The sequence below is a fragment of the Rhizobium sp. CB3090 genome, from assembly GCF_029714285.1.
Lineage (GTDB): Bacteria > Pseudomonadota > Alphaproteobacteria > Rhizobiales > Rhizobiaceae > Rhizobium.
In genome coordinates, this window is record NZ_CP121662.1 from 1,040,439 (window position 1) to 1,055,983 (window position 15,545).

The window sequence follows — 15,545 nt, forward strand, 5'->3', positions numbered from 1 at the left end:
AATGTCGGAAAGGGTCTATCTATCGCTCGATTTTACCCGGAGGAGATTTCATGAAGAAACGTATTTTGTTCACCGGCGGTAGCGGCAAGGCCGGGCGTCACACCGTTCCCTGGCTGATCGATGCCGGCTACGAGGTCCACAATGTCGATCTCGTGCCGCTGAATAGTCCTGGCGTTACCAATCTGAATGCCGATATCACCGATGCGGGACAAGTCTACAACGTGCTGACCATGCATCGGGATTTCCCCGATCTCGATCATGGCAAGGGTGTGCAGCCATACGACGCCGTCGTGCATTTCGCCGCCGTGCCGCGCATCCTGTTGAAGCCGGACAACGAAACCTTCCGCATCAACACGATGGGCACTTACAATGTCATCGAAGCGGCGGCGAAGCTCGGCGTCAAGAAGATCATCGTCGCTTCCAGCGAAACGACCTATGGTGTCTGCTTCGCCGAAGGCCATCGCGATTTCCATCAGTTCCCGTTGGAAGAGGACTATGATGTCAATCCGATGGATTCCTATGGCCTCTCGAAGGTCTTGAACGAGAAGACGGCGCGCGCCTTCGCCGAGCGTTTCGGCATCGACGTCTACGCGCTGCGTATCGGCAACGTCATCGAGCCTCACGAATATGAGAACTTCCCGGAATATTTTGCCAACACTGACATCCGCAAGCGCATAGCCTGGAGCTATATCGACGCGCGCGATCTCGGCCAGATCGTCCATCTCTGCATCGAAAAAAGCGGTCTCGGCTTTCAGGTGTTCAACGCCGCCAACGACACGGTAACGGCCAACACGCCGTCACGGGAGCTTGCCGCCAAGTACTTTCCGAACGTACCTTTCACCCGCGAGATCGGCGAGTATGAAGGCCTGCTCTCCAACCGCAAGATCCGTGACATCCTGGGCTTCAAGGAAGAGCATAACTGGCGCCGCTACGTGAAGATTTGAGGCTGCATTAGCGAATGAGATGAGAGCCGGGCGCCGTCGCGACGCCCGGTCGAAACCTCGCCAGGAGCCGGGATGGCTCTCCATTTGTTACGGAAGAAAACCAAAAATGCTTCCGCAAACACTCGACAAATATCCGGGTTGAAGTAAGTAGGTTTGCGTTCGCGGGGTGTATCGTGGAAATTGCAATCACTTTCCATGAAGCAGTCGGGGCTCTTGTTTTGAATAAGAATCATCCGGCTTGCGAGCCGGAAGGATGCTTCGCAACGCCATTTGCGCTGCGATTTGAAAGCTATTAACCGGTTGATCTCTTTTGGTGGTCAGCCGCTTCGGAGGGACTATGAACGACGGTGTTGCACGTATTTTTGTCGGCTTTGATTCCAAGGAGGTCGTCGCCTATCACGTCCTCGCGCAAAGCATAATCGAGCATTCTTCGATTCCGGTGGTTTTTTCGCCGATCGTTCTCAGCAATCTCGACGGCATTTTCACACGCGAGCGCAACCCGCTGCAGTCGACCGAATTTTCCTTCTCCCGCTTCCTGGTTCCCTACCTCAGCGATTACGAGGGCTGGAGCATCTTCATGGACTGCGACATGCTGGCTCGGGCCGATATTGCCGAGCTTTGGAAGCTGCGCGACGACCGCTATGCCGCAATGTGCGTCAAGCACGACTACCAGCCGAAAATCGAGACGAAGTTCCTCGGCCAGACCCAGACCAAATATGAAAAGAAGAACTGGTCGAGCATGATCCTTTTCAACAATGCCAAATGCCGGGCATTGACGAAGGATTATGTCAACACCGCCACGGGCCTGCAGCTTCACCAGTTCAAATGGCTGGAAAGCGAAGATCAGATCGGCGAGGTTCCCGTGACCTGGAATTACCTTGTCAACGAATATGACTACCGGTCGGATGCGCAACTGGTGCATTTCACCGATGGCGGTCCGTATTTCGACGAGTATCGCAACGACGACTATGCCGAAGAATGGTTCGCCATGCGTGATCGCATGCTGCACGTCCAGCAGAAGTAATCGGGCTGGATCAGGCGTGGACCTCGAAGCAGGAAACAACGAAATCGGCTCCCCGGCTGCAGGGGCCGCCGCAGGCTTGACGACCGCCGATGAATGGCGGTCCGTGCTGGCGGCCTTCTCCCACATCGTTCTTGTTGCAAACAGCGATGCGGTCGATATCGGCAGCCTTCAGCAGCAGTTTCCTTCGAGCGCGCTCTTCATCTTCTTCAATAAGGTCTATAAGGTCCTGGATCGTCCGTTCCATGGCCATTCGCTGCTGATTTCGCGCGGACAGCCGCGCGGCGCCAACATCGTCTATCGGGGCGAGGTGGGCGACGTGGTCAAATTCTTCCCGAAGGAGTATTTTCTCGGGATCATGAACATCCGCCTCGGGCGGGAGGAAAAGCTGAACCCTGCCGCCGATTTCCAGGGCGCGCCGACCGGCCATCTCGATCTCGTCGGCTTCTGCAGCGATTTCTACACGGAGGGCAAGACGCCGACGAGCGGCTTTGCCATGGCGCTTTGGCTGAGCGATCTGAAGCTGCCGGGCGCTATCGTTCTTGCCGGCTTCTCGGCCAAGCGCAGTGAAAAATGGAGGGTGGTGTCGGTTCACGACTGGACCTTCGAGCAGACCTTCCTCCGCCTCTTTGCCCGTCTTGGGAAGATCACCATCCATGGCGGCGTTTCGCTCAATCCCTACATCAAGCTTGCTGAGCGCTTCTCAGAGGTTCCGCCGGCTGAAATTGCCCTGGCTGCGGCAGAGGTGCTGTCCGAGCGGCTGGGCAATTCCGACGCCGAAGTGGATAAGCTGATCTCGTTGACCAATGTGATTCGTTCCACAGACAATTTTCTGCGTCGTCTCAGGCCGAAATTCCTCAAGCGAAAGCCCAAGGGAACGCCGGGAGAGCCGAAGGAAGGTTGAGAATTGCCTGCGCGACCCATTCGGGAGGCGCTGGGTAGTCTGCAATTCCCGTGGTCTACGGTCTCGTGAATTGCCTGGGTCGAACAAAGCTGCGCACCCTCTTGGGAAAAAACGAAAAACGCACTTGCCAATCGTTTCGTCCCGTCTTAAAGGAGCGCCATGTTCTCGAAAGGCTCTGGCGGGTCACCGCTCGGTGCTAATGATCGAAGCATAAAGGGGTATAGCTCAGTTGGTAGAGCGGCGGTCTCCAAAACCGCAGGTCGTAGGTTCGAGCCCTGCTGCCCCTGCCATTTTCCTTGATTTGAATAGCGCGTCGGTTTCGCTGCTTCTTAGGTTGGGGATTATGCCGGTTTGGCGGCAAATTTTCGAAAGCACCGAATTCCCTCTTGTTAAATTGGGAATCGATGTTTATGTAGGGTTCAACAGACACGCGGTGCGTGGGGCTGATATGTTCAGCTTTACGCGCCGTAATTGCGTGGGCAGTCAATGGCATCCAAATCGAATCCACTTGCGTTTCTGCAGCAGGTCCGCTCCGAGACGTCGAAAATCACTTGGCCGTCCCGCCGCGAGACGATGATCTCGACGGTGATGGTGCTTGTCATGGTCATTTTCGCCTCGCTGTTTTTCTTTGCTGCTGACCAGCTCATTGGCTGGATTCTTGGCTACGTGCTGAATACCGGCAATTGATATCGGGTGGAGATGAACATGGCGGCACGTTGGTACATCGTCCACGCTTATTCAAATTTCGAAAAGAAGGTGGCTGAATCCATCGAGGAGAAGGCCAAGCAGAAGGGTCTCGAGCATCTGTTCGAGAAGATCCTTGTGCCGACCGAAAAGGTGGTTGAAGTGCGCCGCGGCCGCAAGGTCGATAGCGAGCGCAAGTTCTTCCCGGGTTACGTGCTGGTGCGCGCCAACCTGACGGATGAAGCCTATCACCTGATCAAGAATACGCCGAAGGTCACAGGTTTCCTCGGCTCCGACAATAAGCCCGTTCCGATTCCGGACTATGAGGCCGAGCGCATTCTCGGTCAGGTCCAGGAAGGCGTCGAGCGGCCGAAGGCTTCTGTATCCTTCGAGATCGGCGAGCAGGTCCGCGTTTCCGACGGTCCGTTTGCATCGTTCAACGGCACGGTTCAGGATGTGGACGAAGAGCGTTCGCGCCTGAAGGTGGAAGTGTCGATTTTCGGCCGCGCTACGCCGGTCGAGCTGGAATACAGTCAGGTCGAGAAGGTCTGATCGTTCATTTGAGTTTGGGTGTAGGCAAATGTTTGCTTGCACCTCGCGGCGAAGCCGCAATCCGCGTGGAAGGGCAGGGGTCTTAGCCGGACCTTTTGATCCGCACCACGCAACCGCAGCCGCCGGAGCAATCCGGCATAGTAGACCGGGCAACCGGTCATGTAGAAAGGCAGAGAGATATGGCTAAGAAAGTTGCAGGCCAGCTCAAGCTGCAGGTTAAGGCCGGCTCGGCGAATCCGTCGCCGCCGATCGGTCCTGCGCTTGGTCAGCGTGGCATTAACATCATGGAATTCTGCAAGGCGTTCAATGCCGCCACGCAGGAAATGGAAAAGGGTATGCCGATCCCGGTCGTCATCACCTACTACCAGGACAAGTCCTTCACCTTCGTCATGAAGCAGCCGCCGGTCAGCTACTTCCTGAAGAAGGAAGCGAAGATCCAGTCCGGCTCGAAGACCCCGGGCAAGGGTGCCAAGGCTGGCACGCTGACCAAGGCTCAGGTCAAGTCGATTGCCGAAGCCAAGATGAAGGATCTGAACGCCGCCGATATCGAAGGCGCAATGGCCATGATCGAGGGCTCTGCCCGCGCCATGGGCCTGGAAGTGGTAGGTTAAGACCATGGTTGCAAAGCGTATTCAGAAGATCCGCGAAGGCGTTGATCCCACCAAGCTCTATGCTCTGACCCAGGCTATCGGTATGGTCAAGGAACGGGCTGTTGCCAAGTTCGACGAAACCGTCGAAATCGCGATGAACCTCGGCGTTGACCCGCGTCACGCCGACCAGATGGTTCGCGGCGTCGTCAATCTGCCGAACGGCACCGGCCGTACGGTTCGCGTTGCCGTCTTCGCTCGTGGCGCCAAGGCTGACGAAGCCAAGGCTGCCGGTGCTGATATCGTCGGCGCCGAAGACCTCGTCGAAATCGTTCAGGGCGGCAAGATCGACTTCGATCGTTGCATCGCGACCCCGGACATGATGCCGCTCGTCGGCCGTCTCGGTAAGGTCCTCGGCCCGCGCGGCATGATGCCGAACCCGAAGGTCGGCACGGTCACCATGGACGTCAAGGGTGCTGTTGAAGCCTCCAAGGGCGGCGCTGTCGAGTTCCGCGTCGAGAAGGCTGGTATCGTCCATGCCGGTATCGGCAAGGCCTCCTTCGATGCCAAGGCTCTGGAAGAAAACATCCGCGCCTTCGCCGACGCCGTCATCAAGGCGAAGCCGGCCGGTGCAAAGGGCAACTACGTCAAGCGCGTAGCCATCTCTTCGACCATGGGCCCGGGCGTCAAGATCGAGCCGTCGACGGTTACGGCGCCGAGCGCCTAATGGTTCTGCCGGGCCTATAGCCCGGCATTTTAGAATTCCTGGCCCTTCGGGGCCAGGATATCCGGAGAAATCCGGAATTCCTGTCCGAGATTGCAGGTGGTTGAGACCTTAATCACTTTGCCTGCATGAGACGGGTAAGACCCGAATTTTGAAGAAGCTCAGCTTCAATGAACTCGGTTCGAGCCTTGGATGCCTTGTGCCTTGGAGCCTTAGGGCTCGAGCGCGAGGGGACAGGATCCTCAAGCGTCGCTTGGGATCTCTTAGCTGATCCCAGGAGGCAAAAGGCAACCCGGCAGGTCCGTTTATCGCGGTCCTGTCAACTGGAGAAAAGCAGTGGAAAGAGCGGAAAAACGCGAATTCGTCACGGAACTGAACGAAGTCTTCAAGGCTTCGGGCTCGGTTGTCGTGGCCCACTATGCTGGTGCTACAGTCGCTCAGATGAACGATTTCCGTTCCAAGATGCGCGCTGCTGGCGGCACCGTCAAAGTCGCGAAGAACCGCCTGGCCAAAATTGCTCTTCAGGGCACGGATGCAGAAGGGATTTCCAATCTCTTCACGGGTCAGACGCTGATCGCATACAGCACCGATCCGATTACCGCTCCGAAGGTCGTCGTGGATTTCGCCAAGACCAACGATAAGATCGTTGTTCTGGGCGGCGCCATGGGAACAACCACGCTCAACCCCGAAGGCGTCAAGTCGCTCGCGACCCTGCCTTCGCTGGACGAGCTGCGTGCAAAGCTGCTGGGCATGATCCAGACTCCGGCTACCCGCATCGCAGGTGTGGTTGCAGCACCGGCAAGCCAGCTTGCTCGCGTGTTCTCGGCCTACGCCAAGAAGGACGAAGCCGCTTAAGGCGGTTTTTCGCTGTTCATAATCAACCAGTTCGAACCGAACAAAAGGAACTACAAAAATGGCTGATCTCGCAAAGATCGTTGAAGACCTCTCCTCGCTGACCGTTCTCGAAGCCGCAGAACTGTCCAAGCTCCTCGAAGAAAAGTGGGGCGTTTCCGCTGCTGCTCCGGTAGCTGTTGCTGCCGTTGGCGGCGCTGCTGGCGGCGCTGCTGCTCCGGCTGAAGAAGAAAAGACCGAGTTCGACGTCATCCTCGCTGATGCCGGCGCGAACAAGATCAACGTCATCAAGGAAGTCCGCGCCATCACCGGTCTCGGCCTCAAGGAAGCCAAGGACCTCGTTGAAGCCGCTCCGAAGGCTGTCAAGGAAGGCGTTTCCAAGGCTGAAGCCGCTGACATCAAGAAGAAGCTTGAAGACGCTGGCGCAAAGGCCGACGTCAAGTAAGCTTGAAACTGCTTTGGGAGGTAGCATTTTGCCGCCTCCCATTTGCCGTTTTTCCGAACAAATTACCCAAAAGCCGCGGCGAAAACGGCTTTTGGGTAATGGGTTCTTCAAGAGGATGGTCTCAGACCGAACCGCGACGCAATCCGTGCCGAGCGGTTTTCGGTTAGTTAGACGAGATTGAACTACTCATTGATTGATGGGGTCGCCTGGCCAGCGGTTCCCATCCGTTGCAGGCCCGGGTGCAGGATTTTAAAGGAGCGACGATGGCTCAGACCCTTTCGTTCAATGGTCGCAGGCGCGTACGCAAGTTTTTTGGTAAGATTCCCGAAGTCGCAGAGATGCCGAACCTCATCGAGGTTCAGAAGGCGTCCTACGATCAGTTCCTCATGGTCGAAGAGCCCAAGGGCGGCCGCCCTGACGAGGGTCTCCAGGCCGTATTCAAGTCGGTTTTCCCGATCACCGACTTTTCCGGCGCCTCCATGCTGGAGTTCGTGTCCTATGAATTCGAACCGCCGAAGTTCGACGTCGACGAATGCCGCCAGCGCGACCTGACTTATGCGGCGCCGCTGAAGGTTACTCTCCGTCTGATCGTGTTCGATATCGATGAGGATACCGGCGCGAAGTCCATCAAGGACATCAAGGAACAGAGCGTTTACATGGGCGACATGCCGCTCATGACGAACAACGGTACCTTCATCGTGAACGGCACCGAGCGCGTTATCGTGTCCCAGATGCACCGTTCGCCGGGCGTTTTCTTCGACCACGACAAGGGCAAGAGCCATTCTTCCGGCAAGCTGCTCTTTGCTGCTCGCGTCATTCCGTATCGCGGTTCCTGGCTCGATATCGAATTCGACGCCAAGGATATCGTCTACGCCCGTATCGACCGCCGCCGCAAGATTCCGGTGACGTCGCTGCTGATGGCGCTCGGCATGGATGGCGAAGAAATCCTGTCGACCTTCTACACGAAGTCGCTCTACCAGCGCGACGGCGAAGGCTGGCGCATTCCCTTCAAGGCGGAAACACTGAAGGGCGCCAAGACCGTTGCCGACATGATCGACGCCGATACCGGCGAAGTCGTGGTCGAAGGCGGTAAGAAGCTGACCCCGCGCCTTCTGCGTCAGTTGCAGGAAAAGGGCCTCAAGGCCTTGAAGGCCACCGACGAAGAGCTTTACGGCCTCTTCCTGGCGGAAGACATCGTCAACTTCCGGACTGGTGAGATCTATCTCGAAGCCGGCGACGAAATCGACGAGAAGACCCTGCCGATCATCCTCAAGGCCGGTTTCGACGAAATCCCGGTTCTCGGCATCGACCATATCAATGTCGGCGCTTACATCCGCAACACGCTGTCCGCCGATAAGAACGAGAACCGTCAGGACGCTCTGTTCGACATCTACCGCGTCATGCGTCCGGGTGAGCCGCCGACCATGGAATCGGCCGAAGCCATGTTCAACTCGCTGTTCTTCGATGCGGAGCGTTACGACCTCTCCGCCGTCGGCCGCGTGAAGATGAACATGCGCCTCGACCTCGACGTCGAAGACACCGTTCGCATCCTGCGCAAGGACGACATCCTGGCCGTGGTCAAGATGCTGGTCGAACTGCGCGACGGCAAGGGCGAAATCGACGACATCGACAACCTCGGCAACCGCCGTGTCCGTTCGGTCGGCGAGCTGATGGAAAACCAGTACCGCCTCGGCCTGCTGCGCATGGAGCGTGCGATCAAGGAACGCATGTCCTCGATCGAGATCGACACTGTCATGCCGCAGGACCTGATCAATGCGAAGCCGGCTGCTGCCGCCGTTCGCGAATTCTTCGGCTCCTCGCAGCTTTCGCAGTTCATGGACCAGGTGAATCCGCTCTCGGAAATCACCCACAAGCGCCGTCTCTCGGCTCTCGGCCCGGGCGGTCTGACCCGCGAACGCGCCGGCTTCGAAGTCCGCGACGTGCATCCGACCCACTATGGTCGTATTTGCCCGATCGAAACGCCGGAAGGTCCGAACATCGGTCTCATCAACTCGCTGGCGACCTTTGCCCGCGTCAACAAGTACGGCTTCATCGAAAGCCCTTATCGCCGCATCATCGACGGTAAGGTGACCAACGATGTGCTCTACCTCTCCGCCATGGAAGAGGCGAAGTACTACGTTGCGCAGGCCAACGCCGAGCTCGACACCGACGGCTCCTTCATCGAGGAATTCGTCGTTTGCCGTCATGCCGGCGAAGTCATGCTGGCTCCGCGCGACAACATCAACCTGATGGACGTCTCGCCGAAGCAGCTCGTTTCGGTCGCAGCCGCTCTGATCCCGTTCCTGGAAAACGACGACGCCAACCGCGCTCTCATGGGCTCGAACATGCAGCGTCAGGCCGTGCCGCTTCTGCGTGCCGAAGCTCCGTTCGTCGGCACCGGCATGGAGCCGGTCGTCGCCCGTGACTCCGGCGCTGCTATCGGCGCCCGCCGCGGCGGCGTTGTCGACCAGGTCGACGCAACGCGTATCGTTATCCGTGCCACCGAAGACCTCGATCCGTCGAAGTCCGGTGTGGATATCTACCGCCTGATGAAGTTCCAGCGTTCGAACCAGAACACCTGCGTCAACCAGCGTCCGCTGGTCACCGTTGGCGACGTGGTCAACAAGGGCGACATCCTGGCCGACGGTCCGTCGACTGATCTCGGCGATCTGGCGCTCGGCCGCAACGTGCTCGTCGCGTTCATGCCGTGGAACGGCTACAACTACGAAGACTCGATCCTGCTCTCCGAGCGTATCGTTGCCGACGACGTGTTCACCTCCATCCACATCGAAGAATTCGAAGTGATGGCGCGCGACACCAAGCTCGGTCCGGAAGAAATCACCCGCGACATTCCGAACGTTTCGGAAGAAGCGCTGAAGAACCTGGACGAAGCCGGCATCGTATACATCGGCGCCGAAGTTCAGCCGGGCGATATCCTAGTTGGCAAGATCACGCCGAAGGGCGAAAGCCCGATGACGCCGGAAGAAAAGCTCCTGCGCGCCATCTTCGGTGAAAAGGCGTCCGACGTTCGCGACACCTCCATGCGCATGCCGCCCGGCACCTACGGTACGGTCGTCGAAGTTCGCGTCTTCAACCGCCACGGCGTCGAGAAGGACGAACGCGCCATGGCGATCGAGCGCGAAGAGATCGAACGTCTCGCCAAGGACCGCGACGACGAACAGGCGATCCTCGACCGTAACGTCTACGGCCGCCTGATCGAAATGCTCCGTGGCCAGGTCGCACTTGCCGGTCCGAAGAGCTTCAAGAAGGGCACGGAACTGTCCAACGCCGTCGTCTCCGAATATCCGCGCTCGCAGTGGTGGATGTTTGCCGTCGAGGACGAAAAGGTCCAGGGCGAGCTCGAAGCTCTGCGCGGTCAGTACGACGAATCCAAGTCGCGCCTCGAACAGCGCTTCATGGACAAGGTCGAGAAGGTCCAGCGCGGCGATGAAATGCCTCCGGGCGTCATGAAGATGGTCAAGGTCTTCGTCGCTGTGAAGCGCAAGATCCAGCCGGGCGACAAGATGGCCGGCCGTCATGGCAACAAGGGCGTCGTATCGCGCATCGTGCCGGTCGAAGATATGCCGTTCCTCGAAGACGGTACGCATGTCGACATCGTGCTGAACCCGCTCGGCGTGCCGTCGCGCATGAACGTCGGTCAGATCCTTGAGACGCACCTTGGCTGGGCTTGCGCCGGCATGGGTCGTCAGATCGGCGAGCTGATCGAAGCCTATAAGGCAAGCGGCAATATCGAGCCTCTGCGTCAGACGATCGATATGGTCGTCGGCGACGGTCCGAAGAGCGACGACGTTCACGAGTATGACGACGCGTCGGTTCTGCGTCTGGCTGATCAGTGGAAGCGTGGCGTGTCCATCGCGACCCCGGTCTTCGACGGCGCGGGCGAAGTCGACGTCAACGAGATGCTCGAAATGGCAGGTCTGAAGCAGACCGGCCAGTCGACGCTCTATGACGGTCGTACCGGCGAGCAGTTCGACCGCCAGGTCACGGTTGGCTACATCTACATGCTGAAGCTGAACCACCTGGTCGATGACAAGATCCACGCTCGCTCGATCGGCCCGTACTCGCTCGTCACCCAGCAGCCGCTGGGCGGTAAGGCGCAGTTCGGCGGTCAGCGCTTCGGCGAAATGGAAGTTTGGGCGCTCGAAGCTTACGGCGCAGCCTACACGCTGCAGGAAATGCTCACGGTCAAGTCGGACGACGTGGCCGGCCGCACCAAGGTCTACGAAGCCATCGTTCGTGGCGACGACACCTTCGAAGCGGGCATTCCGGAGAGCTTCAACGTTCTCGTCAAGGAAATGCGGTCGCTGGGCCTCAGCGTCGAATTGGAAAACTCCAAGGTCGACGATCTGCAGGCTGCCGGCCAGCTTCCGGACGCAGCGGAGTAAAAGCCGATAGGGTGCGCGCTGTCCGTCAGCGCGCACCGTTCCCGCCGGCGCCCGAATTCGTGTGGTGCTAGGCAGGGACGATTTCGCCGCATTCTGCGGTTATTGTCGTTTTAAGGCGTCAGTCCGGTTCCCGGGAATTTGCCGGCACTGATTGCAATTCGAGGGCGTTTCGCCCCTAAAGGAGACAGGCATGAACCAAGAGGTCATGAATCTTTTCAATCCGCAGGTGCCTGCACAGAATTTCGATTCCATCCGGATTTCGATCGCATCGCCGGAGAAGATTCTTTCCTGGTCTTATGGTGAGATCAAGAAGCCGGAGACGATCAACTATCGTACGTTCAAGCCGGAACGCGATGGTCTGTTCTGCGCGCGAATCTTCGGCCCGATCAAGGATTACGAGTGCCTGTGCGGCAAGTACAAGCGCATGAAGTACAAGGGCATCATCTGCGAAAAGTGCGGCGTCGAAGTCACGCTGTCGCGCGTTCGCCGTGAGCGCATGGGCCACATCGAGCTCGCCGCTCCCGTTGCCCACATCTGGTTCCTGAAGTCGCTGCCGAGCCGCATTTCCACGCTACTCGACATGACGCTGAAGGATGTCGAGCGCGTCCTCTACTTCGAAAACTACATCGTCACTGAGCCGGGCCTGACCGCGCTCAAGGAGCACCAGCTCCTGACGGAAGAAGAGTACATGCTCGCCGTCGACGAATATGGCGAAGACCAGTTCACCGCCATGATCGGCGCTGAAGCGATCTACGAGATGCTGGCCAGCATGAACCTCGAAAAGATCGCCGGCGACCTGCGCTCCGAGCTTGCCGATACCACGTCGGATCTCAAGCAGAAGAAGCTGATGAAGCGCCTGAAGATCGTCGAGAACTTCATGGAATCCGGCAACCGTCCGGAATGGATGATCATGAAGGTCGTCCCGGTCATCCCGCCGGACCTGCGTCCGCTGGTGCCGCTCGATGGCGGCCGTTTCGCGACCTCGGATCTGAACGATCTCTATCGCCGCGTCATCAACCGTAACAACCGTCTGAAGCGCCTCATCGAACTGCGTGCTCCGGGCATCATCATCCGCAACGAAAAGCGCATGCTGCAGGAATCTGTCGATGCGCTGTTCGACAACGGCCGTCGCGGCCGCGTCATCACCGGCGCCAACAAGCGTCCGCTGAAGTCGCTGTCCGATATGCTGAAGGGCAAGCAAGGCCGCTTCCGTCAGAACCTGCTCGGCAAGCGTGTCGATTATTCCGGCCGTTCGGTCATCGTGACCGGTCCGGAGCTGAAGCTGCATCAGTGCGGCTTGCCGAAGAAGATGGCGCTCGAACTGTTCAAGCCGTTCATCTACGCCCGCCTCGACGCCAAGGGGTATTCCTCGACCGTCAAGCAGGCCAAGAAGCTGGTTGAAAAGGAAAAGCCGGAAGTTTGGGATATCCTCGACGAGGTCATCCGCGAGCACCCGGTTCTCCTGAACCGCGCGCCGACGCTGCACCGCCTGGGCATCCAGGCCTTCGAACCCATGCTGGTCGAAGGCAAGGCCATTCAGTTGCACCCGCTCGTCTGCACGGCCTTCAACGCCGACTTCGACGGTGACCAGATGGCCGTTCACGTGCCGCTGTCGCTCGAAGCCCAGCTCGAAGCCCGCGTGCTGATGATGTCGACCAACAACATCCTGCATCCGGCAAACGGCGCGCCGATCATCGTTCCGTCGCAGGACATGGTTCTCGGTCTCTATTACCTCTCGATCCTGAACCAGAACGAGCCGGGCGAAGGCATGGCCTTCTCCGATCTCGGCGAGCTGCATCACGCTCTGGAAAACAAGGTCGTGACGCTGCACTCGAAGATCCGTGGCCGCTTCAAGTCGATTGACGAAGAGGGTAAGCCCTATTCGAAGATCTATGAAACGACCCCTGGCCGTCTGTTGATCGGCGAACTGCTGCCGAAGCACGGCAAGGTGACCTTCGACATCTGCAACCAGGAAATGACCAAGAAGAACATCTCCAAGATGATCGACACGGTCTACCGTCACTGCGGCCAGAAGGACACAGTCATTTTCTGCGACCGCATCATGCAGCTTGGCTTTGCCCATGCCTGCCGCGCCGGCATTTCGTTCGGCAAGGACGACATGGTCATCCCGAGCACCAAGGCGAAGATCGTCGGCGATACCGAAGCGCTCGTGAAGGAATACGAGCAGCAGTACAACGACGGTCTGATCACCCAGGGCGAAAAGTACAACAAGGTTGTCGACGCCTGGGGCAAGGCCACGGAAAAGGTCGCCGAAGAAATGATGGCCCGTATTAAGGCCGTCGAATTCGACGAGAAGACCGGTCGCCAGAAGCCGATGAACTCGATTTACATGATGAGCCACTCGGGCGCCCGCGGTTCTCCGAACCAGATGCGTCAGTTGGGCGGCATGCGCGGCCTCATGGCCAAGCCGTCGGGCGAAATCATCGAGACGCCGATCATCTCAAACTTCAAGGAAGGCCTGACCGTGAACGAGTACTTCAACTCGACGCACGGCGCCCGTAAGGGTCTGGCGGACACCGCCTTGAAGACCGCGAACTCCGGCTACCTGACCCGTCGTCTCGTCGACGTCGCGCAGGATTGCATCGTGACGCACATCGATTGCGGCACCGAAACCGGCCTTACCATGACTGCCATCGTCGATGCCGGTCAGGTCGTCGCCTCGCTCGGCGCCCGCATCCTCGGCCGTACGGCGCTGGACGATATCGATCATCCGGTCACGGGTGAGCGCATCGTCGATGCCGGCAAGATGATCCTCGAGCCGGATGTCGTCGAGATCGAAAAGGCTGGTATCCAGTCGATCCGCATCCGTTCGGCGCTGACCTGCGAAATCCAGACGGGTGTCTGCTCGGTTTGCTACGGCCGTGACCTGGCTCGCGGTACGCCGGTCAACATCGGTGAGGCTGTCGGCGTCATCGCCGCTCAGTCGATCGGTGAGCCGGGCACGCAGCTCACCATGCGTACCTTCCACTTGGGCGGCACGGCGACCGTGGTCGACCAGTCGTTCCTGGAAGCCTCGTATGAAGGCACGGTGCAGATCAAGAACCGCAACATGCTGCGCAACTCCGAAGGCAGCCTGGTTGCCATGGGCCGCAACATGACGGTGCAGATCTTGGACGAACGTGGCGTCGAACGCTCTTCGCAGCGCGTCGCTTACGGCTCCAAGCTCCATGTCGACGAAGGCGATAAGGTGAAGCGCGGTCAGCGTCTCGCAGAATGGGATCCTTATACCCGTCCGATGATGACGGAAGTGGCCGGTACGGTGCACTTCGAAGACGTCATCGACGGTCTCTCGGTTCTCGAAGCGACCGACGAGTCGACCGGCATCACCAAGCGTCAGGTCATCGACTGGCGTTCGACGCCGCGCGGTTCGGATCTGAAGCCGGCGATCGTCGTCAAGGACGCCAGCGGCAATGTCGCCAAGCTGTCGCGTGGCGGTGAAGCTCGCTTCCTGCTCTCGGTGGACGCGATCCTGTCCGTCGAGCCGGGTCAGAAGGTGTCGCAGGGTGACGTTCTTGCCCGTTCGCCGCTGGAAAGCGCCAAGACCAAGGACATCACCGGTGGTCTGCCGCGCGTTGCCGAACTGTTCGAAGCCCGTCGTCCGAAGGACCACGCCATCATCGCAGAGATCGATGGTACTATCCGCCTCGGCCGCGACTACAAGAACAAGCGCCGCGTCATCATCGAGCCGGCGGAAGACGGTGTCGAGCCGGTCGAATACCTGATCCCGAAGGGCAAGCCCTTCCACCTTCAGGAAGGCGACTATATCGAAAAGGGTGACTACATCCTCGACGGTAACCCGGCTCCGCACGACATCCTGGCGATCAAGGGCGTGGAGGCTCTGGCTTCCTACCTCGTCAACGAAATCCAGGAAGTTTACCGCCTCCAGGGCGTTGTCATCAACGACAAGCACATCGAGGTGATTGTCCGTCAGATGCTGCAGAAGGTGGAAATCACCGATGCAGGCGACAGCCAGTACATTGTCGGCGACAATGTCGACCGTATCGAACTGGAAGACGCCAACGAGCGCCTGATCGAAGAGGGCAAGAAGCCCGCTTATGGCGATCCGGTTCTGCTCGGCATCACCAAGGCGTCGCTGCAGACGCCGTCCTTCATCTCCGCCGCGTCCTTCCAGGAAACGACGAAGGTGCTGACGGAAGCTGCGATCGCCGGCAAGACCGACGGTCTGCAGGGCCTGAAGGAAAACGTCATCGTCGGCCGTCTCATCCCGGCCGGTACCGGTGGCACCATGACGCAAATCCGTCGCATCGCGACGGCTCGCGACGAGCTGATCCTGGAAGAGCGCCGCAAGGGTACGGGTGCCGCCGTCGCCACGCCGATGCTGCAGGACATGGCCAACGAAAACGCCCCGGCCGCTGAATAAGCGGCTGGAGTTACGCTGGAATCA

General features: G+C 58.8%; 11 protein-coding genes and 1 tRNA gene. All 12 read left to right on the forward strand.

The window, feature by feature from the left end; genetic code table 11:
• The first annotated feature begins 50 nt into the window (after positions 1 to 50).
• The 12 genes from QA646_RS05075 (at position 51) to rpoC (ending at position 15,521) form a co-directional block, all read left to right on the forward strand.
• Entirely contained in the window at positions 51 to 944 is an 894-nt protein-coding gene (locus QA646_RS05075) for an NAD(P)-dependent oxidoreductase (RefSeq protein WP_283057960.1), read from the forward strand.
• Between the two features lie 337 nt (positions 945 to 1,281).
• Complete coding sequence (locus QA646_RS05080) at positions 1,282 to 1,968, forward strand: glycosyltransferase (protein WP_283057961.1); 687 nt, start codon at positions 1,282 to 1,284, stop codon at positions 1,966 to 1,968.
• A 43-nt stretch (positions 1,969 to 2,011) separates the two neighbouring features.
• Complete coding sequence (locus tag QA646_RS05085) at positions 2,012 to 2,869, forward strand: 3-deoxy-manno-octulosonate cytidylyltransferase (RefSeq protein WP_283058975.1); 858 nt, start codon at positions 2,012 to 2,014, stop codon at positions 2,867 to 2,869.
• Positions 2,870 to 3,083: 214 nt separating this feature from the next.
• A tRNA-Trp gene (locus QA646_RS05090) sits at positions 3,084 to 3,159 on the forward strand.
• 196 nt (positions 3,160 to 3,355) lie between these two features.
• Positions 3,356 to 3,556: a preprotein translocase subunit SecE gene (secE, locus tag QA646_RS05095; RefSeq protein ID WP_283057962.1), complete on the forward strand. Its 201-nt coding sequence runs from the start codon at positions 3,356 to 3,358 to the stop codon at positions 3,554 to 3,556.
• A gap of 18 nt (positions 3,557 to 3,574) precedes the next feature.
• Complete coding sequence (gene nusG / locus QA646_RS05100; protein WP_075857230.1) at positions 3,575 to 4,105, forward strand: transcription termination/antitermination protein NusG; 531 nt, start codon at positions 3,575 to 3,577, stop codon at positions 4,103 to 4,105.
• 179 nt (positions 4,106 to 4,284) lie between these two features.
• Positions 4,285 to 4,716: a 50S ribosomal protein L11 gene (gene rplK, locus QA646_RS05105; protein ID WP_004123453.1), complete on the forward strand. Its 432-nt coding sequence runs from the start codon at positions 4,285 to 4,287 to the stop codon at positions 4,714 to 4,716.
• Positions 4,717 to 4,720: 4 nt separating this feature from the next.
• Entirely contained in the window at positions 4,721 to 5,419 is a 699-nt protein-coding gene (rplA, locus tag QA646_RS05110; protein WP_028755227.1) for a 50S ribosomal protein L1, read from the forward strand.
• Between the two features lie 333 nt (positions 5,420 to 5,752).
• Positions 5,753 to 6,271, forward strand: coding sequence for a 50S ribosomal protein L10 (rplJ, locus tag QA646_RS05115; protein ID WP_104822778.1), 519 nt, complete (start codon positions 5,753 to 5,755; stop codon positions 6,269 to 6,271).
• A gap of 58 nt (positions 6,272 to 6,329) precedes the next feature.
• Complete coding sequence (rplL, locus tag QA646_RS05120) at positions 6,330 to 6,713, forward strand: 50S ribosomal protein L7/L12 (protein WP_283057964.1); 384 nt, start codon at positions 6,330 to 6,332, stop codon at positions 6,711 to 6,713.
• A gap of 263 nt (positions 6,714 to 6,976) precedes the next feature.
• Positions 6,977 to 11,119 (forward strand): DNA-directed RNA polymerase subunit beta, encoded by a 4,143-nt coding sequence (gene rpoB, locus QA646_RS05125; RefSeq protein WP_283057965.1) that lies wholly within the window; start codon positions 6,977 to 6,979, stop codon positions 11,117 to 11,119.
• A 190-nt stretch (positions 11,120 to 11,309) separates the two neighbouring features.
• A complete protein-coding gene (rpoC, locus tag QA646_RS05130; RefSeq protein ID WP_283057966.1) occupies positions 11,310 to 15,521 on the forward strand; it encodes a DNA-directed RNA polymerase subunit beta' in 4,212 nt (1,403 codons plus the stop codon).
• The last annotated feature ends 24 nt before the right edge of the window (positions 15,522 to 15,545 follow it).